The 20,968-nt window shown below is 59.8% G+C and carries 20 protein-coding genes; 6 read left to right on the forward strand and 14 right to left on the reverse strand.

The window, feature by feature from the left end:
* Positions 1-72: 72 nt before the first annotated feature.
* The 7 genes from GSF27_RS08725 to GSF27_RS08755 all read right to left on the reverse strand — a co-directional run bounded on the left by GSF27_RS08725 (position 73) and on the right by GSF27_RS08755 (position 9,712).
* Positions 73-2,826: a LuxR C-terminal-related transcriptional regulator gene (locus GSF27_RS08725; RefSeq protein WP_160967976.1), complete on the reverse strand. Its 2,754-nt coding sequence runs from the start codon at positions 2,824-2,826 to the stop codon at positions 73-75.
* Between the two features lie 302 nt (positions 2,827-3,128).
* Complete coding sequence (locus tag GSF27_RS08730) at positions 3,129-4,106, reverse strand: nitronate monooxygenase family protein (protein WP_160967978.1); 978 nt, start codon at positions 4,104-4,106, stop codon at positions 3,129-3,131.
* A gap of 14 nt (positions 4,107-4,120) precedes the next feature.
* Entirely contained in the window at positions 4,121-5,359 is a 1,239-nt protein-coding gene (locus GSF27_RS08735; RefSeq protein WP_160967980.1) for an acetyl-CoA C-acetyltransferase, read from the reverse strand.
* Between the two features lie 582 nt (positions 5,360-5,941).
* On the reverse strand, positions 5,942-6,727 hold the full coding sequence (locus GSF27_RS08740; protein WP_160967982.1) for a crotonase/enoyl-CoA hydratase family protein: 786 nt from the start codon (positions 6,725-6,727) through the stop codon (positions 5,942-5,944).
* Positions 6,728-6,765: 38 nt separating this feature from the next.
* The gene (locus tag GSF27_RS08745; protein WP_160967984.1) at positions 6,766-7,566 is read right to left on the reverse strand and encodes an enoyl-CoA hydratase-related protein; all 801 of its coding nucleotides are present in this window, start codon (positions 7,564-7,566) and stop codon (positions 6,766-6,768) included.
* Positions 7,567-7,717: 151 nt separating this feature from the next.
* The gene (locus tag GSF27_RS08750; protein ID WP_160967986.1) at positions 7,718-8,488 is read right to left on the reverse strand and encodes an SDR family NAD(P)-dependent oxidoreductase; all 771 of its coding nucleotides are present in this window, start codon (positions 8,486-8,488) and stop codon (positions 7,718-7,720) included.
* 81 nt (positions 8,489-8,569) lie between these two features.
* Positions 8,570-9,712, reverse strand: coding sequence for an acyl-CoA dehydrogenase family protein (locus GSF27_RS08755; protein ID WP_160967988.1), 1,143 nt, complete (start codon positions 9,710-9,712; stop codon positions 8,570-8,572).
* A 278-nt stretch (positions 9,713-9,990) separates the two neighbouring features.
* Here GSF27_RS08755 and GSF27_RS08760 point away from each other — a divergent pair, with 278 nt between their 5' ends.
* The 6 genes from GSF27_RS08760 to GSF27_RS08785 all read left to right on the forward strand — a co-directional run bounded on the left by GSF27_RS08760 (position 9,991) and on the right by GSF27_RS08785 (position 16,165).
* Positions 9,991-10,665, forward strand: a complete 675-nt coding sequence (locus GSF27_RS08760; protein ID WP_160967990.1) for a TetR/AcrR family transcriptional regulator — start codon at positions 9,991-9,993, stop codon at positions 10,663-10,665.
* Between the two features lie 10 nt (positions 10,666-10,675).
* Positions 10,676-11,443 carry an SDR family NAD(P)-dependent oxidoreductase gene (locus GSF27_RS08765; RefSeq protein ID WP_160967992.1) on the forward strand — a complete coding sequence of 256 codons (768 nt, stop codon included), beginning with the start codon at positions 10,676-10,678 and terminating at the stop codon, positions 11,441-11,443.
* A gap of 267 nt (positions 11,444-11,710) precedes the next feature.
* Positions 11,711-12,730 (forward strand): acyltransferase family protein, encoded by a 1,020-nt coding sequence (locus GSF27_RS08770; RefSeq protein ID WP_160967994.1) that lies wholly within the window; start codon positions 11,711-11,713, stop codon positions 12,728-12,730.
* A gap of 114 nt (positions 12,731-12,844) precedes the next feature.
* Positions 12,845-13,624 (forward strand): DUF2889 domain-containing protein, encoded by a 780-nt coding sequence (locus GSF27_RS08775; protein WP_160967996.1) that lies wholly within the window; start codon positions 12,845-12,847, stop codon positions 13,622-13,624.
* A gap of 178 nt (positions 13,625-13,802) precedes the next feature.
* Positions 13,803-15,410 (forward strand): phosphoethanolamine transferase, encoded by a 1,608-nt coding sequence (locus GSF27_RS08780; RefSeq protein WP_160967998.1) that lies wholly within the window; start codon positions 13,803-13,805, stop codon positions 15,408-15,410.
* A complete protein-coding gene (locus tag GSF27_RS08785; protein WP_160968000.1) occupies positions 15,407-16,165 on the forward strand; it encodes a phosphatase PAP2 family protein in 759 nt (252 codons plus the stop codon). The genes GSF27_RS08780 and GSF27_RS08785 overlap by 4 nt, the downstream gene beginning before the upstream one ends.
* Positions 16,166-16,221: 56 nt before the next feature.
* Here GSF27_RS08785 and GSF27_RS08790 read toward each other — a convergent pair whose 3' ends face one another.
* The 7 genes from GSF27_RS08790 to GSF27_RS08820 form a co-directional block, all read right to left on the reverse strand.
* A complete protein-coding gene (locus GSF27_RS08790; RefSeq protein WP_160968002.1) occupies positions 16,222-16,410 on the reverse strand; it encodes a hypothetical protein in 189 nt (62 codons plus the stop codon).
* A 39-nt stretch (positions 16,411-16,449) separates the two neighbouring features.
* On the reverse strand, positions 16,450-17,118 hold the full coding sequence (ureG, locus tag GSF27_RS08795) for an urease accessory protein UreG (protein WP_160968004.1): 669 nt from the start codon (positions 17,116-17,118) through the stop codon (positions 16,450-16,452).
* 76 nt (positions 17,119-17,194) lie between these two features.
* Positions 17,195-17,941 (reverse strand): urease accessory protein UreF, encoded by a 747-nt coding sequence (locus tag GSF27_RS08800; RefSeq protein WP_237457464.1) that lies wholly within the window; start codon positions 17,939-17,941, stop codon positions 17,195-17,197.
* On the reverse strand, positions 17,853-18,392 hold the full coding sequence (locus GSF27_RS08805; protein ID WP_160968006.1) for an urease accessory protein UreE: 540 nt from the start codon (positions 18,390-18,392) through the stop codon (positions 17,853-17,855). The genes GSF27_RS08800 and GSF27_RS08805 overlap by 89 nt, the downstream gene beginning before the upstream one ends.
* A gap of 79 nt (positions 18,393-18,471) precedes the next feature.
* Complete coding sequence (ureC, locus tag GSF27_RS08810) at positions 18,472-20,193, reverse strand: urease subunit alpha (RefSeq protein WP_160968008.1); 1,722 nt, start codon at positions 20,191-20,193, stop codon at positions 18,472-18,474.
* Complete coding sequence (locus tag GSF27_RS08815; protein ID WP_160968020.1) at positions 20,190-20,516, reverse strand: urease subunit beta; 327 nt, start codon at positions 20,514-20,516, stop codon at positions 20,190-20,192. Before GSF27_RS08815 ends, ureC begins: the two co-directional genes overlap by 4 nt.
* Before the next feature lie 46 nt (positions 20,517-20,562).
* Complete coding sequence (locus GSF27_RS08820; RefSeq protein WP_160968022.1) at positions 20,563-20,865, reverse strand: urease subunit gamma; 303 nt, start codon at positions 20,863-20,865, stop codon at positions 20,563-20,565.
* Positions 20,866-20,968 lie beyond the last annotated feature (103 nt).

Below are 20,968 nucleotides of genomic sequence, written 5' to 3' on the forward strand. Positions count from 1 at the left end.
GCGACAGTAATGAAGGGCATACAAAAGGTGGCAGCACGCCACTCTGACGTCAGGGAATCCGGCTCCGGACAATCAGCACAACAGGCCGTGACGCCGGGCGATGGCAACCGCCTCCGTACGATTGCCCGATTCCAGTTTGTTATTGATGTTACGTAAATGCGTACGCACGGTGTTTTCCGACACAAACATACGCGCCGCGATGGCCGCATTGGAAAGTCCGTCCGCCAGCAGGCGCAGCGCCTGCAACTCTTTTTTGGTAAGTGGCTGACTCAGCTCCGCCAGCGCTTCCTCCTCCGCACCGTCCCCGCCAATGAGCGGCAGGGCGGCAAGGCGCAACAGCAGTTGTCCCGGCTGCTGCCATTCCGCATCGTCAATGACAGTGGCGCAAGCGGTCGCGTAACGCACCAGCAACTGCTGCAGCGGGCGACCCTCGTCCATCACGCAGCGCACACAGGGCTCCTGGGCCACCTTCTGCAACACCTGCCCAAGCAGGGCCAATGATTGCTCATGCTCATCCGTCGCGGCCAGGGCCAGGGCCTGCAGGACCCGTAACTTCAATGCGCGCCGTTGACGTCGTTCACTCTCTGCGCGCGCCACCAACTGTGGCAGCCGGGCAAGGGCCTGCTGCGCTTCGCCAAAATGGATTTGCCAGCGCAACTCCGTCACCAGCAGGGATTCGGTATCGTTACCCAGCAGCCACCAGCTCTCCAGCTTGTCCCAATCACACAAATGCCGCGCGCGGCTGATCTCCTCACCCGCGGCAAGGGCATCACCCTGCTGAATCAGCAGGCTGGCCCGCTCCAGATGGGCACTGGCTACCATGCGCGGCAGATCGTTGACGTGACCGCAGTACTCCAGTTCGGTGAGGGTTTGCAGCGCCGCCTCCCGGTCTCCTGCGGCATGCTGGATACGGGCCAGGTTACGGTGGCTGCTGATGGTGTGATCCGGCACACCCTGTTCGCGCATCAGCGGCGCATACACCTGCAGCAGGCGTCCGGCCGCCGCCAGGTCGCCGCTCTCATAGAGGGCTTCCGACAGCAGGATGGCAGCCATGGTGTTGCCGTTTGTGGTGCTGTTGATACCCCGCACATTGATATTGGCCGCCAGACGAAAATGGGCGCTGGCCTGGCGCAAGCGCCCCTGTAACAGATCCAGCACGCCCTCCACACACTGGGCATAGATGTGGGTAAAGGGACCGGCATCGGTTTCGCTGCTGCCCCGCCCCTCATCCAGCAACTGTTGCGCCTCTCCGTAGCGCCCCATTACCAGGGCGACAAACGCCAGTGAGGTGCGCAGGATCGCTTTCGGGAACACATACTCATCCGCCACCGCCTGCAACTGCCCGGCGGCGGACTCGTAAGCTTCGTCGTGACGATCAAGGATAGAGAGCAGCATCGGCCGCAGTGCCCGCACATGGGCCACCATGCCCACTTCCGCGCGGCTGTCACTTTCGTAACGGGCCAGCAGGCCCATTGCCTCTTCGGCACCACGGGTGAAGGCCACAGCCCACATGTGCACAATTTGCAATTGCGGCCACTGGCTCAGCTGCGACGCTGGCACACTCGCCAGCAACCGCACCAGCAGGCGTGAACGCCCCTGGCACAACAGGCTTTCGGCATGACGCTGGAACAGCGGCAAGGCAAAGTCCCAGTCGCGGGAGAGCAATGCCTGTTCAATAGCCGGCACCTGGCGACCCGCATCGATATACCATTGGGCGGCGGCGCGGTGCAGCTGCGGTAAGCGCTCGGGGAAACGGCGCTCGGCCTCGGCGCGCAGGAAGGTGGCAAAGAGCCCGTGATAGCGATAGCTCTGGCGCTGACTGTCGAGGGTCACCAGAAACAGGTTGGCCCGCTCCAGCGACTCCAGGATATCGCGGCTGTTGCTGATGCCGCAGACCGCATCACAGAGCGGCGCGGTCAGCTGCGGCAGGGTGCTGGTCTGCAGCATAAACGCCAGGGTTTCCTCTGGCAGCCGGGCCAGTACCTCTTCGGTCAGGTAGTCGGCGACCAGGGCGTTGGTACCGGAGAAGTCCCGCACAAATGCGGAGCGGTCGGGGCAGTCCCGCAACAGCAGCGACGCCAGTCGCAGCGCCACGGGCCACCCCTCGGTAGTACCGTGCAGCAGCTGCAGCTCATCCTGTTCCAGCTGATTGCCGCACACCCGCTGCAGGAATGCGTGGGATTCATCCATGGAAAAACGCAGCCGGGCGGGATCCAGCTCCAGCAACTGGCCACGGCCACGCCAGCGCGAGAGGCCAAGGTTAGGCAGCACCCGGGAGCCGATAACCACTCGCCCGCCGGCAGGCAGGCGCTCGATAAACTGCTGCAACAGGGCCACCGCCGCCGCACTCTGCAGCACTTCCAGGTCATCGAGAAAAATGGCAAACGGCGCCGCCGTGGCCGCCACCTGATCCAGCAGGGCCAGTGCCAGGTTGCCGACACCAAAGCCGTTATCCTGTACGCCGTCCTGGTCGCTGACAACGGCCATGGCATAGGAGAGGAACTGCAGCAGGCGGGAGACATCGTTGTCGGCCGAGTCCAGCGTCAACCACGCCACCGGCACCCCCTGCGCCGCCAGCTCACGACACGCCTGCTGCATCAGCGTGGACTTGCCAAAACCCGCCGGCGCGCGCACCAGGGTGACCCGTGGGGCCGACAGGCTGCAGAGCTCTGCACACAACTCCGGCCGGGGCACAGCCTCAGCCGCCGCAGGCGGTGTCATCTTCGCCAGCTGCGGTATGCTGTGGCAACCGTTTCCCGCCAGTTCCGATGCAGCAGGGCTGCGGCCGGAAAAGCCGGATGATGTGGTCACTTCGGGCAGGCTCACATTGCGCTCCCTGATCTGTTCCCCCGTGAATTACCCACCAGTGGCAGGCGCCTGGCGACGGAACTGTCGAATAGCTGTTTATTGTTGTTATTGGCGCTGTGGTGCAGCGGCCCGGATCCTGTCTCCAGCCACCTGGGCCTGCATCGAACCGGCAACCGCACCACATTACTTGTTACCTGCAAGCAAGCTTAGAGCAGCCACATTTCCTGTCAACTGTCTGTCAGCAAATCTGCGCTGACGACCGGCAGACGCCCTCAGCTGCATCGGGCAGGGCAACCCCTCTCCCGCCCCGCCCCCTGTATTCAGGCAAACATGGCCGCCACACGACGCTGCAGGATCTCCTGCGCCTCTGCCACCATGCGCTGCAGCAGCACCTCGCAGGTGGGGATGTCGTTGATCAGGCCGATCACCTGGCCGGCGGTCCAGATACCACCCTCTACATCCCCCTGCTCCAGCACCTGCTCACGCCCGCGGACACCGGCCACCAGCGGCTGCAACTCGGAAAAGTCGGTGTCACCGGGTTTGGCTTCGATGGCGGTCACCTGACTGGCGATGGAGTTGTTGAACACCCGCGCGGTATTGCGCAGGGTACGAAAGATGAGGGTGGTGTTGCGCTCATCGGCCTCTACCATGGCCTGCTTGACGTTGTGATGCACGGGCGCCTCGGCGGTGGCCACAAAACGGGTGCCCATATTGACCCCCTCGGCCCCCAGCACCAGCGCCGCCGCCAGCTGTTGGCCGGTACCGATACCGCCGGACGCGATCATGGGGATGGTCAGTTTGGCCGCCGCCGCCGGCAGCAGGATCAGATTGGTGACGTCGTCCTCACCGGGATGACCGGCACACTCAAAGCCGTCAACACTGACGGCGTCACAGCCGATCGCCTCCGCCTTAAGGGCATGGCGCACGGAGGTGCATTTGTGGATCACCTTGACGCCGTGCTCACGGAACAGCGGAATAAACTCCTCCGGGTTGCGACCGGCGGTCTCCACCACCTTCACCCCTCCCTCAATCGCCGCCTGGGCGTACTCGGCGTAAGGCACCCGGTTGATGGTGGGCAGGATAGTGAGATTGACGCCGAAAGGCTGGTCGGTCATCTCCCGGCAGCGGCGGATCTCCCGCGCCAGGTCCTCCGGCGTCGGCTGGGTCAGGGCGGTCAGGATGCCCAGGCCTCCAGCATTGGAGACAGCGGAGGCCAGCTCCGCCCGCCCCACCCACTGCATGCCACCCTGGATAATGGGGTAGCGGATACCCAGCATTTCCGTAATGCGAGTTTTCATAGCCGCCTCCCCTCTCAGGACACACGCTCGATAATAATGGCGGGCGCCATACCACCCGCCGCACACATGGTCACCAGACCCCGCTGCAGGTCGCGGCGCTCCAGCTCATCCACCATGGTGCCAATCAGGATGGAGCCGGTGGCACCGATGGGGTGGCCCAGCGCCATGGCACCGCCATTGACGTTGATGCGGTCGCGATCGATAGCCAGGTCGCGGATGAATTTTTCTGTCACCACCGCGAAGGCTTCGTTGACTTCAAACAGATCGATATCCGCCAGCGTCAGCCCCGCTTTGTGCAGCACTTTCTTCGCCGCCGGCACCGGCGCGTTGAGCATCAGGCTGGGACAGTCGCCCATGTTGGCCATGGCCACCACCTTCGCCCGGGGCTTCCAGCCCATGCGCTTGCCGTACTCCGGCGAACACATCAACAGCGCTGCCGCACCATCCACCACCCCGGAAGAGTTACCGGCGTGGTGCACGTGATTGATCACCAGCCCGGGAAATTTCTGCTCCGCCAGCTGACGGTAAGTGGTACCGGCTTCGTCCAGTGGCATGTCGATAGCTTCGGCAAACGCCGGCGCCAGCTGCGACAAACCTTCCAGTGTGGTACCTGGACGGGGAAACTCCTCTTCCGCCAGCGCCAGGCTGCCATCGGCGTGATAAACGGGAATCAGGCTGCGGTTAAAGTTGCCGTTGGCAATGGCCGCCGCCGCGCGCTTCTGGCTCTCCAGCGCCAGCTCATCCAGCGCCTGCCGTTCAATGCCCTCAATGGTGGCAATCATATCGGCGCAGATGCCCTGGTGCGGTTGCGGGTGCAGCGCACGCAGCTGCAGGTTACCGTTGTCCATCAACAGCGATGGATTGTTACCGGCGTGGCCGTAGTTGGACATCATCTCGCTGCCACCGGCGATCACCAGATCTTCCATACCGCCGGCAATGGCGTTGGCAGCCATGGTCACAGTGCTGATACCGGAGCCGCAGAAGCGATCAATGGTGACGGCGCTGGAGCGGATATCATAACCGGCGCCCAGCGCCGCCATGCGACCGAGACAACCGCTCTGCTCACCGCGCTGGGAGCTGGTACCCCAAATCACATCGTCCACGTCGCGGGTATCGATACTGTTGCGCTCCGCCAGTGCCTTCAGCACCGCCGTGCCCAGCTGCTGCGGATGAAAGGATGACAGCGCACCCTTGCCGCGTTTACCGATGCCGCGCGGGGTGCGGCAGGCGTCAACAATCCAGACTTCGTTCATGGCTTTATTCCTCTGTTGCATTTTGGGTGCCCGGTTGTTTACCGCAGCAATTGTATTTGTGTTTCCTGATCCACCTTTGGTGCCAGGGTTAAAAAAGCTCGCGCACGGGACAAGGTGAATTGCAACCGTGTTGCAAGAGAGGGTGGTCTGGGCCAGTGCGCTCCTACAGTAAATCGGCGCCCTGATGTTTACCGATGTATGGCACGGACTCCGGCCCCCGCAGACAGTCCGGAGAGAGGGAAGTCGGTTGGTGCTTTTTACCAACCGACCAGCGAACCCGGGGTGGACTTTCTTTTGGTTACTCACGTGTGCCCGCTGTATCGGTATTTCTTTGGCCAAACAAAGAAAAGTGACTCGCCCAGCAGGGCGAAATTCAAACCTCAAAGCCAGACCACTCTGGATTCCCGCCTTCGCGGGAATGACCACTAACACCAACCCCTCGGTCTCTCGTACTCCTCTGGATTCCCGCCCACCCCAGAGCGCCCTCTCTTGCAGCCGAGCTGCAATGCACCTTGTGCGCGGGAATGACATTAGTGTGGAGCCATCTGCCGAGCCGAGTTAACTCGACCCCTCAACCAGAATTCACTTTCCCTGCCACACCGGCGCCCGCTTCTCCGCAAACGCCCTCGCCCCCTCCAACGCATCCGCACTGACAAAAATCGGATCGGTAATGGCCGCCTGCTTCGCGAACATTTCATCCGAAGACCAATCCTGAGACTCATTGATAATGCGCTTGCTCTCCGCCACCGCCAGCGGTCCATTGGCAGCAATGGTGGCCGCCATCTCCCGCGCCACTGCCAGGCTCTGGCCGGGCTCGGTGAGGCGATTGATAAAGCCCAGTTCGTAGACGCGTTCAGCCGGATAGAGGTCACCTGTCAACGCCATCTCCATGGCAATGCGGCGGGGAATCTGGCGCGGCAAACGCATCAGGCCGCCTCCGGCGGCCACCAGACCGCGCTTGGTTTCAGGAATGCCGAAGCGGGCGTTGTTGGCGGCGATGGCGATGTCACAGGCACCGGCAATTTCACAACCACCTGCCAGGGCAAAGCCTTCAATGGCTGCGATAATCGGCTTCTTCGGTGGTACCTCACAGATGCCGGCAAAACCGCGCCCTTCGATCACCGGCTTCTCTCCGGCCACAAACGCTTTTAAATCCATACCGGAACAGAAAGTGCCTTCGGCGCCGGTGAGGATCGCCACCCGGATAGCGGGATTGCTGTCCAGCTCATCCATCGCATTGGCAATGGCCTGGGCCACATTTTCATTGATGGCGTTTTTCGCTGCCGGGCGATTGATGGTAATGGTCATAATGCCATCTGCGACATCCACCAACAGTTCGGCATTGGCTTGCAGGGATTCCTGTTGCATAACCTTCTCTCTTGTCTGATCTGGTTTCTGTTATTTGGTCAACGCCCGACAAATACCGGGGCGCGCTTTTGCATAAAGGCGGTCACCGCTTCGCGGGCATCCTCGGTACTGGCACAACGCTGTTGCACCTTCGCTTCTTGGACTACTGTCTGCTCCCACGACTGGCTGGCGGCGCGGCGCAACAGAGCCTTCACTTCACGCAGGGCAACCGGCGCACGCTGCGCCAGTGATTCAGCCCACTCCAGTGCCACACGATTGACATCGTCGGCGGGCACCAGGCGATTGGCGATACCCAGTTGCTGACACTCCTGCGCACTCAGGCGGCCACCTTCGGCAATCAACTGGTAGGCGCGCTGGTAACCCATGTAGCGCAACAGGTGCCAGCAGGCACCGCCGTCGGGCACCAGTCCGATGTTGGTAAACGCCATTCCCAATTGGGCGCTGTCGCTCATCACCATCAGGTCACACTGCATGGCCAGGGAGGCACCAATGCCGGCCATCACTCCGTTGACCGCGGCGATCACCGGCTTTTGCATCTGCGCAATCTGCTGCAGGATGGGGGCGTACTCATCGAGGATCTGCTGCTCAACGGTGATCTCCACCGGCAGGCCTTCTGCCAGGTCGGCTCCGGAGCAAAATGCCTTGCCAACGGCACCCAGCACCACCACCCGTACATTGTCGTCTTCGCTCAGGCGGGTCAGCGCCTGCAGTAACTCGTGCCGCATGCCGCTGTTAAACGCATTGAGCGAGGCGGGACGATTAAGCTGGACCTGACCGATTACCCCTTCAGTGGCGACGGTCAGTGTCTGGTATTGTGTTGTGTCTGCTGAGACAGTCACTGCTACAACTCCTGTAAACATTCCGGTAACCATGCGCTGTGGTAGTTATGAAAAAAAGCGGGGCGCGGTGGCCCCGAAACCCTCTTACTGAAACCGCGTGTTGTGACAAAGAACGTGACAACTTTAATAACTACCTCAGGAGCAATGACAATTAGCGTGGCGACATGCGTACGCCGCCATCCATACGGATGCACTCACCATTCATGTAATCGTTGTCCACCAGATAGGCCGCCAGCTTGGCGATCTCTTCGGCGTGACCGAGACGGTGCGGAAAGACCACGGACTGCTCCAGCGCCTTGTAGACTTTCTCGTCCAGCATTTCGAACATGGGCGTGTGAATCAGGCCGGGAACAATGGTGTTGACGCGAATGCCAAAGCTGGCCAGTTCGCGGGACATGGGTACAGTCATACCCACCACGCCGCCTTTACTGGCGGAGTAGGCCACCTGGCCGATCTGACCTTCGTACGCTGCCACACTGGCAGTGTTGATGATCACCCCGCGGGCACCGTCTTCGTTGTAGGGCTCACAGGACGCCATTTTCTCTGCCGCAAGGCGACTGACATTAAAGGTACCAATCAGGTTGACGGTGAGTACGCGGGTGTAATCGTCCAGCGGGTGCGGACCGTTTTTGGAATAGGTTTTTATGGCCACGCCAATGCCGGCGTAGTTGCAGCAAATGTGCAGGGCACCCCACTTGTCCATCACGGCATCCAGGGCATTTCTCACCGACGTTTCGTCAGCCACGTTAACGTTGATATACATGGCCCGCTCACCCAGCAGCTCCGCCACTTCGTTACCCAACTTGTCGTTAAGGTCGAAGATGGCAACGTTGGCACCGTCGGCAATAAAGCGCTCTGCGGTGGCGCGACCGAGACCGGACGCACCGCCGGTAATGACTGCTGTTTTTCCTGCTATATCCATGACACACCTCTGTGATTTTTATGGTTAAGAGTTCTTCTTAAAGGTTTTGGGAACAGACGCCGGAGTGATTTACCCGGCCGTTCAATCGCGAAAATCCAGCCCCATGCTGCGGGCGATAATTTCGCGCATGATTTCGCTGGTACCGGCGTAGATACGGGAGATACGCGCATCCCCATAGCGACGGCAGATCATGTACTCATCCATGTAGCCGGCACCGCCGTGCAGCTGCAGGCAGCTGTCCACCACCCGCCCTTCCAGTTCGCTGCAATAGAGTTTGGCCTTGGCCGCATCCTCCGCCGGCAGGTGGCCGTCGTTATGGTCCTGCACACAGCGATCGATAAACGCCTGCGCCACATCGGTTTCGGTGCGCATGGTGGCCAGCTGGAAGCGACTGTTCTGAAAGCTCGCCACCGGCTTGCCGAATACCTTGCGTTCCAGCGTGAAGGTAAGCGTCTCTTCCAGTGCCGCGCGGGCGTTGGCCAGTGAGCAGATGGCGCTCTGCAAACGCTCTTCCGCCAGGTTCTGCATCAGGTAGTAGAAACCCTTGTCCGCCTCGCCCAGCACATTGCTTTTCGGAACACGGACATCATCAAAAAAGAGTTCGGCGGTGTCCTGGGCTTTCATGCCCAGCTTGTTAAGGTTGCGACCGCGCTCGAAGCCGGGCATGCCCCGCTCCACCAGGAACAGTCCCAGCGACCGCTCACCGGTTTTGGCCGCTACCACAAACAGGTCGCCGATGATGCCGTTGGAGATATAGGTCTTGGAGCCGTTCAGCAGCCAGTGATCGCCGCAGTCCACCGCGCGGGTCTGCATGGCCGCCAGGTCGGAACCGGTGCCCGGCTCGGTCATAGCCACACCGAGAATGGTTTCGCCGGAGATACAGCCGGGATAGAAACGACGCTTCTGCTCGTCGTTGGCGAAGTTGCCCAGATAGCGACCCACCAGGCGGTTGTGTGTGGTGAGGAAAATGTCGCCGCAGCCGGCGTTGTAAAACTCCTCCAGGATCACCTGATCGTAGCGGAAGTCGTTAACGCCCAGACCGCCGTACTCCTCTTCCGCCCACATGAACAGGAAACCGTTGTCGCCGGCCTTGCGGAACAGCTGGCGATCCACCGCGCCCTGCTCCCGCCACTCATCCATGTGGGGCACGGCCTCGGCCTGCAGGAACCGCCTGACCGATTCCCGGAACAGTTCGTGCTCCTCTTCAAAAATCTTGCGCTGCATGAATCATCAACTCCGGAGTCTGGATTTATTGTTGTGTCGCTCCCGGCTGGAGCGGGTGGCGGCTGCACAGCTGCAACCGCTCAGGCTGGAAATATCCTAAACCTATAAACTTGTTTGCTGCAAGCATGTTTTTTTGATTAACTGCCAGACATCGGCGACAATGGCGCTCAACAAATCTTCACAAACGACAAATAAATAGTGATAAGACGCTGTTTTTATTGAAAATAAACAACAGGAAACAGCTACAGGACTGACCACCCTACGCGGGAGCTCTTGAGATGAACGGCGATTCGCCAACCAAAAAAGTCCGCCAGACCCAGGCGGAGCGATCAGCCCAATCCGACAGTCAGATGTTCGAAACCGCCGTGCGGCTGATTGTGGATCGGGGACCCAGCAAGACCACGCTGACCGATATCGGCGTACTGGCGGGCTACAGCCGTGGCCTCGCAGCCTACCGCTATGGCACCAAGGATGTGTTCTTCAAGGCATTGATCGAACACCTCAACGACCTGTGGGTGGCTGAGCTGGACCGCACGGTAAAACCGCTGCGAGGCATCGGTCGTACCGCCGCCGCCGTCACCGCCCTGCAAAATTTTGTGCGCAGCCACCCGGACCACCTGCGCGCGATGTACAAGCTCTACTACGACTCCATTGACCACCACTCCGAAACCACCCAGAAACTGGATGAACTGCAGACCATCCAGCGTACCCTCGCCGCCCAGTGGCTACAGGAGGGACTGGACAGCGGCCAGGTGGTGACCGATTTCACCCCCGAGGACTACGCGGAGCAGTACTGTTCGCTGGTGTTTGGCGCCATTTACCAGTGGCTGGTGAACCCGGAGAAAATCGACCTGCACAAGCTGCTGGAAAACTGCAAACGCACCCTGGCACTGATGGTACCCGACGCCAGCCAGCCGAAAGCAAACCGCAACGCGACAACCAATAACGACTAGAGAATTCGCCATGCACAATCCGTTCGACCTGACCAGCCATACGGCGCTGGTAACCGGCGCCTCCAGCGGTCTCGGTGCTCACTTCGCCAGGGTGATTGCGGCCCAGGGCGCCGCGGTAGCCGTTGCGGCGCGAAGGGCCGAGCGCCTGCAGGCACTGGTGGCGGAAATTGAGGCCGCTGGCGGCCGCGCCATGGCCGTCAGTCTCGACGTTACCAATGGTCAACAGGTGGGAGAGGCCTTCGATGCTATTGAGGCGCAGCTCGGCACAGTCGACCTGCTGGTGAATAACGCCGGTGTGGCCGCCTCCAAACGCTTTATCAAAACCGCCGAGGCGGACTGGGATTTTGTCCTGGATACCAACCTGAAAGCGGTGTGGCAGGTAGCCCGCAGCTGCTGTGAGCGGCTGGTGGCTGCCGGCAAGGGCGGCAGTATTGTGAATATCGCCTCGATCCTTGGACTCCAGCCAGGCTTCGGCGAATCCTTGTATGCCACCTCCAAGGCGGCAGTGGTGCAGCTGACCCGCAACATGGCGCTGGAGCTGATCGGCAATGGCATTCGCGTCAACGCCCTCTGCCCGGGTTATTTTGAAACCGAGATGAACGGCGACTACTTCGCCTCGGACAAGGGTCAGGCGTATTTGCACCGCATTCCACCCAAGCGTCTGGGTAACCTGCCGGAACTGGACGGGCCACTGCTGTTGCTGCTGAGCGACGCCGGCTCGTTTGTGAATGGCGTGGCCCTGCCGGTGGACGGCGGCCACCTGGCGCAGTCACTCTGATTCCCCTCATAGTACCATCAGTACTAACGCCCGCCACGCCGCTGCCATTACGGTCGGCAGCCCCCGTATTTGAAATCTATACTGGCACAGGAGTGCCGCCGACGCCCCGGCCGACCACCGGCTGCGGCAACTGATTTGGCCAGTGGCCCGACGGCTGTTAACCCGGGGCCACCGATGGTTGCGCAGCCACGCCCGGGTGCGTCACACTGTCGCACCAAGGATCATCGGCTATACGGCTTTTAATGGATTAATTCGGATTGCTGCCCAATGTATCTCTCCTACGTACACAGTTTCCGCGGACTGGCCATTCTCGGCATTGTCGGTGCCCACTGTCTCCGCTCCCTGGACTGGTCGCCTGACCAGTTCACTTTCCGCCTGTTTGACACCCTCTTTAACCAATCCTCGATCTGGTTTTTCTTCATCGCAGGCCTGCTGTTCCAGCATCTCTCGGGGCGCTTCAAGGTCAGGAGCTTTTACCGAACCAAGCTGCGCAATGTCATAACGCCCTACCTGATTCTCTCTATCCCGGCGTTGATTGTGGCGCTGTTTATTATTCCGGTGTCGAGCGTCCCGCCACAGATCTACGACTACTCCATACCTGGCCAGGCACTGCTGTTCCTGATCACCGGCAAACACCTGGCGCCCTTCTGGTTTGTGCCTACCATCACCCTCATTTTCCTGCTGGCACCGCTGCTGTTATGGCTCGACAAACGGCCAGCTGCCTATCTGGCACTGCCATTCTTTCTCGCCCTCTCCGCCTGGCTGGGCAGGGGCGGACTGCAGGGCCTGTTGGGTGAGCCACTGTTCGCCGCCACTCCGTCAAAGGCGCTGTACCTGTTTTCGGTTTACTGGCTGGGCATGTGCGTCAGCCACTACCAGGCCGAAGCGATGCAACTGTTCCGTCGCTTTGAGTGGCTGTTCTGGGTACTCTCGCTGCTGTTTATGGCACTGAACATGCGCTTTTTTGACCAGCAGACCCATTGGTTGTTCTTCTTCAAGCTCGCGGCCATCCCCCTGTTCCTGGTCAACCTGGAACGTTTCGATGCGCAGGTACGGGATACCTTCCGCACGCTGGGCGACCTGAGCTTTGGTATCTTTTTCATTCACGGTTACCTGCTGGCGGCCATCAAGCTGGTGTTGCCACAACTGGGCTACCCCAGCCTGCTGCCCGGCAACCTGCTGGTCTACCTGGCAATGATCGCCTTTATCAGCATCAGCTGTGTATTTCTCCTGCGACTCAGCCAGACGGTATTTGAAACCCGCAGCCGCATGCTGGTGGGCTGCTGACGACACTGGACAGCTGCACACGGTAACGCCATCATGTAGGGCCATTTAACAATAATCAGAGCCAGCACGCGGGCGCCAGCAGCGCCTGCCGTTGTGTGCCGAGGCCAGCCAGTCATGACCCGTACCGCCCCCGACAATACCCCCCGCAACCCGGACTACGGCTCCGGCATCTACCGCCGCCGCATTCGCCTGCAAGGTGAAGAGGGACGTGTTGTGGCGGAGCTTGAGGATACCAATCACGGTTTTCGCAGCATTGTCAGCCACGATGGATACCACATAACCTCAATTCAGGGAGAAGCCCTGCGCTACCCCATGACCACCTGCCCCGGCGCGCTGCCCCTGCTGCAAGCACTGGTCGGCACAGCCATTGATGCCGATATCAGCAGCATCAACCAGAGTACTAACCCCAAATCCCACTGTACCCACCTTTTCGACCTGACCGTCAGTGCCATTCAACACTGCAAGGCCGGCCAGGCCACCCGGGTGATCGACATAGTGATTCCCGATGAACAGGACAATCACAACACCGCAGAGATCTTTTACGACGGCCGCCTGGTACTCAGCTGGACCGTTTCCAACTGGGCGCTGCAGGATAAAGCACTGCAGGGCAAATACCTGGCCAGCGGCTTTGGTAAATGGGCGAATGAAATCTACACCGGCGAGCAGCTGGAAGCGGCTTTCCTGTTGCAGAAAGGCTATATGGTCAGCTACGGCCGCCGCTTTGATATGAACAAGTTGCAGGGCACCCCGGCCGGAGACTCGGGGAGCATGCTCGGGGCCTGCCACTCCTATACACCCGGCATTGTGGAGGAGGCTGTGCGCACCGTCGGCAATACCCGGGATTTTACCGACTGTGAAGAGAAGCTGTTGCGCTTTGAGAACCCGTTGCACTGAGCAATTAGCGACGCCCTGTAAATTCCGTACACCGTGGATGTACGCCGGTGCAGGAATGACAGCCAGCCGGCATGTCTGCTCAGCCGTGCCATCCCGGCCATAAGAGCGCCCTTAAGTTTTTCTTAAGCCACGACCGCCAATATGCCACCGTCTCAATTCTGATACGGTGGCATTTTCCATGCAGAGCCTGTCCCAACGGCTGCTGATTTCCTTCAGCGCCATATTCCTGCTGCTTACCGCCAATGTGAGCTTCTTCCGCGAAACCCTGCACGCCTACCCGCCGGGAGACGGCAACTGGCTCTTTCTGGCGGCAATCGCTCTCGCGCTGCTGGCGGTCATGGTGTTTGTCATGAGCCTGTTTGCGCTGCTGCTGCCGGTGCGGGTGGTGGCCACACTGTTTGTACTGCTGGCGGCGGTGAGCGGTTATTTTACCGATCAGTTTGGCACCATTATCGATACGGTGATGATCGAAAACACGCTGCAGACCGATCCAGCGGAGGTGCGTGACCTGCTGAGCGCCGGCTTCCTGATGCGGGTAGCACTGCTGGGTGTTGTCAGCACAGTGCTGATCTGGATGGTGCCCCTGCGTACCATGAGCCTGCCCCGTCGCGCTGGCCACCACGGCCTCACCGCGGCCGCATCCCTGGTGGTGCTGGTATTGGTGTTGCTCAGTAATGGCGACCAGTTTGCCGGCTTCTTCCGTGAGCACAAAGCCCTGCGCACCTACACCAACCCGCTGACCCCCATCTACTCCGGTATCCGCTACGCCAGCCACAATGCCGCTAGCGCCCAGGCCGGGGTGCTGGCCACCATCGCGCCCGATGCCCGCATCCCGCAGCACGAAGCCGGAGAAGAGGAACACGAAGCACATGAACTGATCATTCTGGTGGTGGGCGAGACCGCCCGCCGCGATCACTTCTCCCTCAATGGCTACGAACGCAAGACCAATCCCCTGCTGGAGCAGGAAGAGCGTTTGGTGGATTACACCAACATCTCCTCCTGCGGCACCTCTACGGCGATCTCCGTGCCCTGTATGTTTGCCCGCGAGGGCCACAACGACTTCTCCCTGGACGACGCCCGTCATGAAGAAAACCTGCTGGATATCCTGCAGCGGGTCGGTGTGAGCGTGCTGTGGCGCGACAATAACTCCAGTTCCAAAGGGGTGGCCGATCGTGTGCCCTATGAGGATTTCAAATCACCGAAGCACAACCCGGTGTGTGATGCAGAGTGCCGCGATGTGGGCATGCTGGCGGGCCTGCAGGAGTACATCGACAAACAGCCCGGCGACATCCTCATTGTGCTGCACCAGATGGGCAACCACGGTCCCGCCTACTTCAAGCGCTACCCGCCGGAGTTCGAGCATTTTACCCCTGCCTGCAAATCACTGGATCTCTCTGGCTGCAGCCAGGAGGAGATCGTCAACGCCTACGACAATGCCATTCTTTACACCGACTTCTTCCTGTCACAGGTGATCTCACTGCTGAAAGAGAATACCCCCAACTATGCCACCGCCATGCTCTATGTCAGCGACCACGGTGAATCCCTCGGCGAGATGGGTCTCTACCTGCACGGCATGCCCTATATGATGGCCCCCAAAGAGCAAACCGAAGTGGCCACCATGTTGTGGCTGGGAGAATCGGCGGATATGGATTTGCAACAGGCACTGGCACTCAAGGACAAGAAAAGCTCACACGACGCCGTCTTCAACAGCGTGCTGACCGCTTTTGAAGTTGAATCCGAGGTGATCGACAGGAGTAACGTGCTGTTCCAGGCCAGCAACCCTTGAACCATCAACCCTGCAACTGCCTGCGCCATGCCGGGGCCAGCCTGTTGTTGCTGGCCCTCACGCTGGTGCTGTTTGAATGGCTGCCCCTCGACGTCACCGTACAGCGTTGGCTGTACAACGACGCTGGCGGACACTGGCTGCTGTCGAAAGATGACGCCCTGTTACAACTGCTGTTTTACAACGGACCCAAGTTCTTGGTACAGATAGCGGCGGTGGTGATTCTGGTGGCGCTGTTGGCCAACCGCAAATGGCCACGCTTGCGTACCTACCTGCCGGGCCTGCGTATTGTGCTGGCGTCCATGATTCTGGTGCCGCTCACGGTAGGACTGCTGAAAGCCACTACCAACATGCCATGCCCCAAAAACCTGTCGCTGTTCAATGGCACCCTGCCTCACCTGACACTGCTGGATCACCTGCTACAGGCTGTACCCTACAGTCACCAACGCTGCTTCCCGGCAGGTCATGCCAGCGGTGCCTTTGCGCTGCTGTCGCTGGTGTTTTTGTTTCGTTCCCGGCAGGCAAAACGCCGGGCACTGATGGCCACTCTGTCACTGGCGTGGGTGTTAGGTCTTTACAAAATGGCGATTGGCGATCATTTTCTCAGCCACACCATCGCCTCCATGCTGTTGGCGTGGATGCTCATCAATCTGGTTGTTTGGGTTGAGTGGCGGGTGGCAAACAGGAAAGTGCGCGCACAGGTTTCTGCACACAACACGGTGGCAACGGCAGAATTAGCGGCAGAAGTAACCGGGTAGAGGGACAGGGACTCCCCGGAGTGCAACCAACGGCTTCACTCCGGGGGCGGGGAAATTTACTTCCACCAGCTCCACTTGCCGTTGCGAATCAGAGCCACGGCTACCGTGGCTACCGCGATACCACCCAGCAACCACATAGCGTGCTGCAGGTCATGTGATGCACCGGCACCGCCAGCGTGCCCCTCATGGGCCCACAACAGGGGAGATGCCAGGCTGGCCGCCACCAACAATCCGAATTTTTTCATGACCGTCTTCCTCATTAATCCGATCGGGTTTCTGAATAATTAAACAACCGCTTTCGCCGGAGGCAGCTCTTTGGCTGGCAGCATACCTTCGCGCACAATGAACTGAATAATCTCATCCACGCCCTCTCCCTTTTTCAGGTTGGAGAAGACAAAGGGGCGTTCGCCGCGCATCTTTTTCGCATCCCGATCCATCACTTCCAGAGACGCGCCTACCAATGGCGCCAGGTCGGTTTTGTTGATGATCAGCAGATCGGATTTGGTAATGCCAGGGCCACCCTTGCGGGGAATCTTGTCACCGGCGGAGACATCAATCACATAGATGGTGAGATCGGAAAGTTCCGGACTGAAAGTGGCGCTGAGATTGTCGCCGCCACTCTCCACAAAAATCACGTCCAGCGCACCGTGGCGACGCTGCAGCTCGTCGATGGCGGCGAGGTTCATGGAGGCGTCTTCGCGAATGGCGGTGTGCGGGCAGCCGCCGGTCTCGACACCGATAATGCGATCTTCACTCAGCGCCTCGTGACGGGTGAGAAACTGGGAATCCTCCTGGGTGTAGATGTCGTTGGTGACCACAGCGATGTCGTAGTGGTCGCGCAGCGCCGCACACAGGGTGCGCAGCAGCGCGGTTTTACCGGAACCCACCGGGCCACCCACACCGACGCGCAGGGTTTGTTTGGGAGCGGCATTCAGGACTTGTGCGGTTTCCATAGTCAAAGACTCTTTTACTGTTACGTTCGAATAATGTTTCTTGAAAATCTTGCTGCGCTCTGCAATTACTCACCCATCAGGAGCGGAACAAGCGGGTGTACTGCACCTCGTGCAGGCTGCTGGCAATGGCCAGTGCGGGCAGGCTCGCCCCCAACTCCTCATCCTGCAGCGCCTGCGCCTGTTCTATACAGGTAGGCACATGCTGTTGCAGCGCACTGATCAATTGCTGCGCCTGGGTCTGCCCCAGCGGCACCAGCTTGGTGGCAGCAGCCACCTGGTTCTCCAGCCACGACCAGACATAACCAGTCAACGCCGAATCCAGCGGCACCTGCCAATAATGTGCAGTCCAGGCAAACAACACCACAAAACTGATGTCGTTACTGCCCGCGCTCTTCAGCGCTGGCAGCGGCACACCCACATTGGGCAGCAGCCGTGCCAGCGCTTCGCCCATGGCGGTATCGGTCAGGCGCAGCTCGCGGGTTTCCCGGCAGGCCAGCGCGGTAGCGTTCCAGTGCTGCAGCATGGATTCATCGCCGGCGTCGCAATCATAGACCCGTGCCAGAACCGGCAGGTCCACCCGCGCCAGCGCGTCGAACATTTGCAGTTCCAGCCACTCACTGGCGTCGGCAAAATTTTTCACCCAACCTTTTTCCACCGCCATCTCCAACCCCTGGGAAAAGGCGTAACCACCCACCGGCAGGCTGACACTGGAGAGCTGCAGCAGGCGCAGCAGCTTAGTGGTGGTGATGTCCATGGTGCTCATGATCTTGTGAATGGTCGTGACCGTGTGAATGGCCATGCGAGTGACCATGAGAGTGACCATGAGAGTGTCCACCACTGTAAGCGCCGGACTCCGGCACAAACACTGCCACACGGCGCTCGGTGGTCAGGCCCAGCAGCTGCAGCATCTCTTCCAGCACATGGTCCGGTGTCATCTGCAACCAGCGTTCACCAATCTGCAACTTCACATGACGATTACCCAGGTGATAACAACCGCGGGTAAAGGTGTACCAGTCATCACAGGTGGCGTAGGTCACTTCTTCTTCCGCGCCTTGTACTTCCACGATTTTGCCACACTGGCTCTGCAACTTTTCACCCACCAGCAGTGGTTTGCCCCGCTCCAGAAAAAGGCGTACCTCGGCGCCGTTCAGTGACTGCAACCGCATACGGCCGCGATCGCGCTGTTCGTGAGTAAGCACCACCACTTCATCAGCAGTCAGCTGGGGATCAATACCCAGACGCTCGTACACATCCAGGGATACGGTCTGATTCATTCAGAATCCTTACAACGAAAAATAAAATCTGCGGTGCAACACCGCAGACGTATTAAAACAAATTTTTTAACAAACTTTCTTAAAACAAAGTGTACAACTGCGCCAGCGGCAGCTCGGTCGCCGGATCACAGGTGAGCAACTGACCATCGGCCCGCACTTCATAGGTCTGCGGATCCACATCAATGGTGGGCTGCCAGTTATTAAGCACCATATCGTCCTTGCTGATGTTGCGGGTGTTGCCGCAAGCCACCAGCTTGCGACGCAAGCCCAACTGCTGTCCGATACCATTCTCCAGCGCCACCTTCGACACAAAGGTCACCGAGGTTTCCGCCGGCGCATGGCCCATACCGCCAAACATGGTGCGGTAGTGCACCGGTTGCGGCGTGGGAATGGAGGCGTTGGCATCCCCCATGGGTGCCGCGGCAATCATACCGCCCTTCACAATCAGTGCCGGCTTGATACCGAAGAAGGCCGGCTTCCACAGCACCAGGTCCGCCAGCTTGCCCACTTCAACAGAACCCACTTCGTGGGAGATGCCGTGGGTAATGGCGGGATTGATAGTGTACTTGGCCACGTATCGGCGGGCGCGGAAGTTATCCGCCGGGCCGCGCTCGTCGGTGGTGTCGGCGTCTTCCGGCAGCGCGCCGCGCTGCACTTTCATCTTGTGTGCCGTCTGCCAGGTACGGGTCACTACCTCCCCCACCCGACCCATGGCCTGGGAGTCGGAAGAGATCATGCTGAAGGCACCCAGGTCGTGGAAGATATCTTCCGCGGCGATGGTCTCTTTGCGAATGCGAGAGTCGGCAAAGGCCACGTCTTCCGGAATGCTGGGATCGAGGTGGTGACACACCATCAGCATATCCAGGTGTTCGTCGATGGTGTTGATGGTGTAGGGCCGTGTCGGATTGGTGGAAGACGGCAGCACGTTGGGATAACCACAGGCGCGGATAATATCCGGCGCGTGACCACCACCCGCACCTTCGGTGTGGTAAGTGTGGATGACACGGTTTTTAAAGGCACCAATGGTGTCGTCCACGAAACCGGATTCGTTGAGGGTGTCGGTGTGAATCGCCACCTGCACGTCGTATTTGTCCGCCACACTCAAACAGCAGTCGATGGCCGCCGGTGTAGTACCCCAATCCTCGTGCAGCTTCAGACCACAGGCGCCGGCCTCAATCTGCTCTTCCAGTGCCTGTGGCAGGCTGGCGTTACCTTTACCGAGGAAACCAAAATTCATGGGCAGGTAATCGGTGGACTGTAACATCTTGCCGATGTACCAGGGGCCGGGGGTACAGGTGGTGGCATTGGTACCTGTGGCGGGGCCGGTGCCGCCACCGATCATGGTGGTGACGCCGCTCATCAGCGCCTCCTCCACCTGTTGCGGACAGATAAAGTGAATATGTGCATCAATACCGCCGGCAGTAAGGATCGAACCCTCACCGGCAATCACTTCCGTACCGGGGCCAATCACGATGGTGACACTGTCCTGCACATCCGGGTTGCCGGCCTTGCCGATGGCCACGATGCGGCCGTTATTGATACCCACATCCGCCTTGACGATGCCCCAGTGGTCGAGGATCAACGCGTTGGTGATCACCAGGTCAACGGAGTCGCTGCAGGAGACCTGGCTTTGGCCCATGCCATCGCGAATCACCTTGCCACCGCCGAACTTCACTTCGTCGCCGTAGGTGGTGAAGTCCTTCTCCACCTCGATCCACAATTCGGTATCGCCCAGGCGCACACGGTCACCCACCGTGGGGCCAAACATGTGGGCGTAGCTGTGTCTGTCCATGCTGGTCATGATGCGTCTCCTGTGTTGGCGATGGGACCCATCACGTCGCCGCGGAAACCGTAAATGGTTTTGCTGCCGGCGTAGGCCACCAGTTCCACCTGCCGGCCCTGGCCCGGCTCAAAGCGCACGGCGGTGCCTGAAGCAATGTTGAGGCGGAAACCCAGCGCCTGCTGGCGATCAAACTGCAGCGCCGGGTTCACCTCGTAAAAGTGGTAGTGGGAACCCACCTGCACCGGGCGGTCGCCGGTGTTCTCTACCCTGAGTGTGCGGGTCTCGCGGCCGACATTGAGTTCAATGTCGCCCTTGGCTGTCTGGATTTCTCCGGGTTTCATCGCCGTTATCCTTTTGCATTGCGGGCCTGCTGTTACAGCAGCGCACTCAGTTAATGGGGTCGTGCACCGTCACCAGTTTGGTACCGTCCGGAAAGGTCGCCTCCACCTGTACTTCGTGAATCATATCCGCCACGCCATCCATCACCTGGTCGGCGCGCAGGATATTCTTGCCGTCGCTCATCAGCTGCGCCACGGTCTTGCCATCGCGGGCCCCCTCCATGATCTCCATGGTGATCAGGGCAACGGCCTCCGGGTAATTTAATTTCAGGCCGCGGGCCAGGCGTCGCTCCGCCAGCAGCGCGGCGGTGAATACCAGCAGCTTGTCTTTTTCTCTTGGTAACAGTTCCATGGGATTCCCCGGTCTCTTGTTCTCTGTTGCGAGGTTCTCGGTTGCGAGTGCGCTTTACGACTTAATTTACTGGGCAACCGCTATTATTTACCTATCCGCCCAC

This window comes from Pseudomaricurvus sp. HS19, assembly GCF_009857815.1.
Classification (GTDB): domain Bacteria; phylum Pseudomonadota; class Gammaproteobacteria; order Pseudomonadales; family Cellvibrionaceae; genus Pseudomaricurvus.

What these genes read in the sequence shown, in the direction of transcription:
- GSF27_RS08730 (WP_160967978.1), bottom strand. Translation starts at nt 4,106, where the DNA reads ATGAAAACTCGCATTACGGAAATGCTGGGTATCCGCTACCCCATTATC.
- GSF27_RS08735 (WP_160967980.1), bottom strand. Translation starts at nt 5,359, where the DNA reads ATGAACGAAGTCTGGATTGTTGACGCCTGCCGCACCCCGCGCGGCATC.
- GSF27_RS08750 (WP_160967986.1), bottom strand. Translation starts at nt 8,488, where the DNA reads ATGGATATAGCAGGAAAAACAGCAGTCATTACCGGCGGTGCGTCCGGT.
- GSF27_RS08770 (WP_160967994.1), top strand. Translation starts at nt 11,711, where the DNA reads ATGTATCTCTCCTACGTACACAGTTTCCGCGGACTGGCCATTCTCGGC.
- GSF27_RS08815 (WP_160968020.1), bottom strand. Translation starts at nt 20,516, where the DNA reads ATGAAACCCGGAGAAATCCAGACAGCCAAGGGCGACATTGAACTCAAT.
- ureG (WP_160968004.1), bottom strand. Translation starts at nt 17,118, where the DNA reads ATGGAAACCGCACAAGTCCTGAATGCCGCTCCCAAACAAACCCTGCGC.
- GSF27_RS08755 (WP_160967988.1), bottom strand. Translation starts at nt 9,712, where the DNA reads ATGCAGCGCAAGATTTTTGAAGAGGAGCACGAACTGTTCCGGGAATCG.
- GSF27_RS08760 (WP_160967990.1), top strand. Translation starts at nt 9,991, where the DNA reads ATGAACGGCGATTCGCCAACCAAAAAAGTCCGCCAGACCCAGGCGGAG.
- GSF27_RS08790 (WP_160968002.1), bottom strand. Translation starts at nt 16,410, where the DNA reads ATGAAAAAATTCGGATTGTTGGTGGCGGCCAGCCTGGCATCTCCCCTG.
- GSF27_RS08800 (WP_237457464.1), bottom strand. Translation starts at nt 17,941, where the DNA reads ATGGTCACTCTCATGGTCACTCGCATGGCCATTCACACGGTCACGACC.
- GSF27_RS08740 (WP_160967982.1), bottom strand. Translation starts at nt 6,727, where the DNA reads ATGCAACAGGAATCCCTGCAAGCCAATGCCGAACTGTTGGTGGATGTC.
- GSF27_RS08765 (WP_160967992.1), top strand. Translation starts at nt 10,676, where the DNA reads ATGCACAATCCGTTCGACCTGACCAGCCATACGGCGCTGGTAACCGGC.
- GSF27_RS08820 (WP_160968022.1), bottom strand. Translation starts at nt 20,865, where the DNA reads ATGGAACTGTTACCAAGAGAAAAAGACAAGCTGCTGGTATTCACCGCC.
- GSF27_RS08775 (WP_160967996.1), top strand. Translation starts at nt 12,845, where the DNA reads ATGACCCGTACCGCCCCCGACAATACCCCCCGCAACCCGGACTACGGC.
- ureC (WP_160968008.1), bottom strand. Translation starts at nt 20,193, where the DNA reads ATGACCAGCATGGACAGACACAGCTACGCCCACATGTTTGGCCCCACG.
- GSF27_RS08805 (WP_160968006.1), bottom strand. Translation starts at nt 18,392, where the DNA reads ATGAATCAGACCGTATCCCTGGATGTGTACGAGCGTCTGGGTATTGAT.
- GSF27_RS08780 (WP_160967998.1), top strand. Translation starts at nt 13,803, where the DNA reads ATGCAGAGCCTGTCCCAACGGCTGCTGATTTCCTTCAGCGCCATATTC.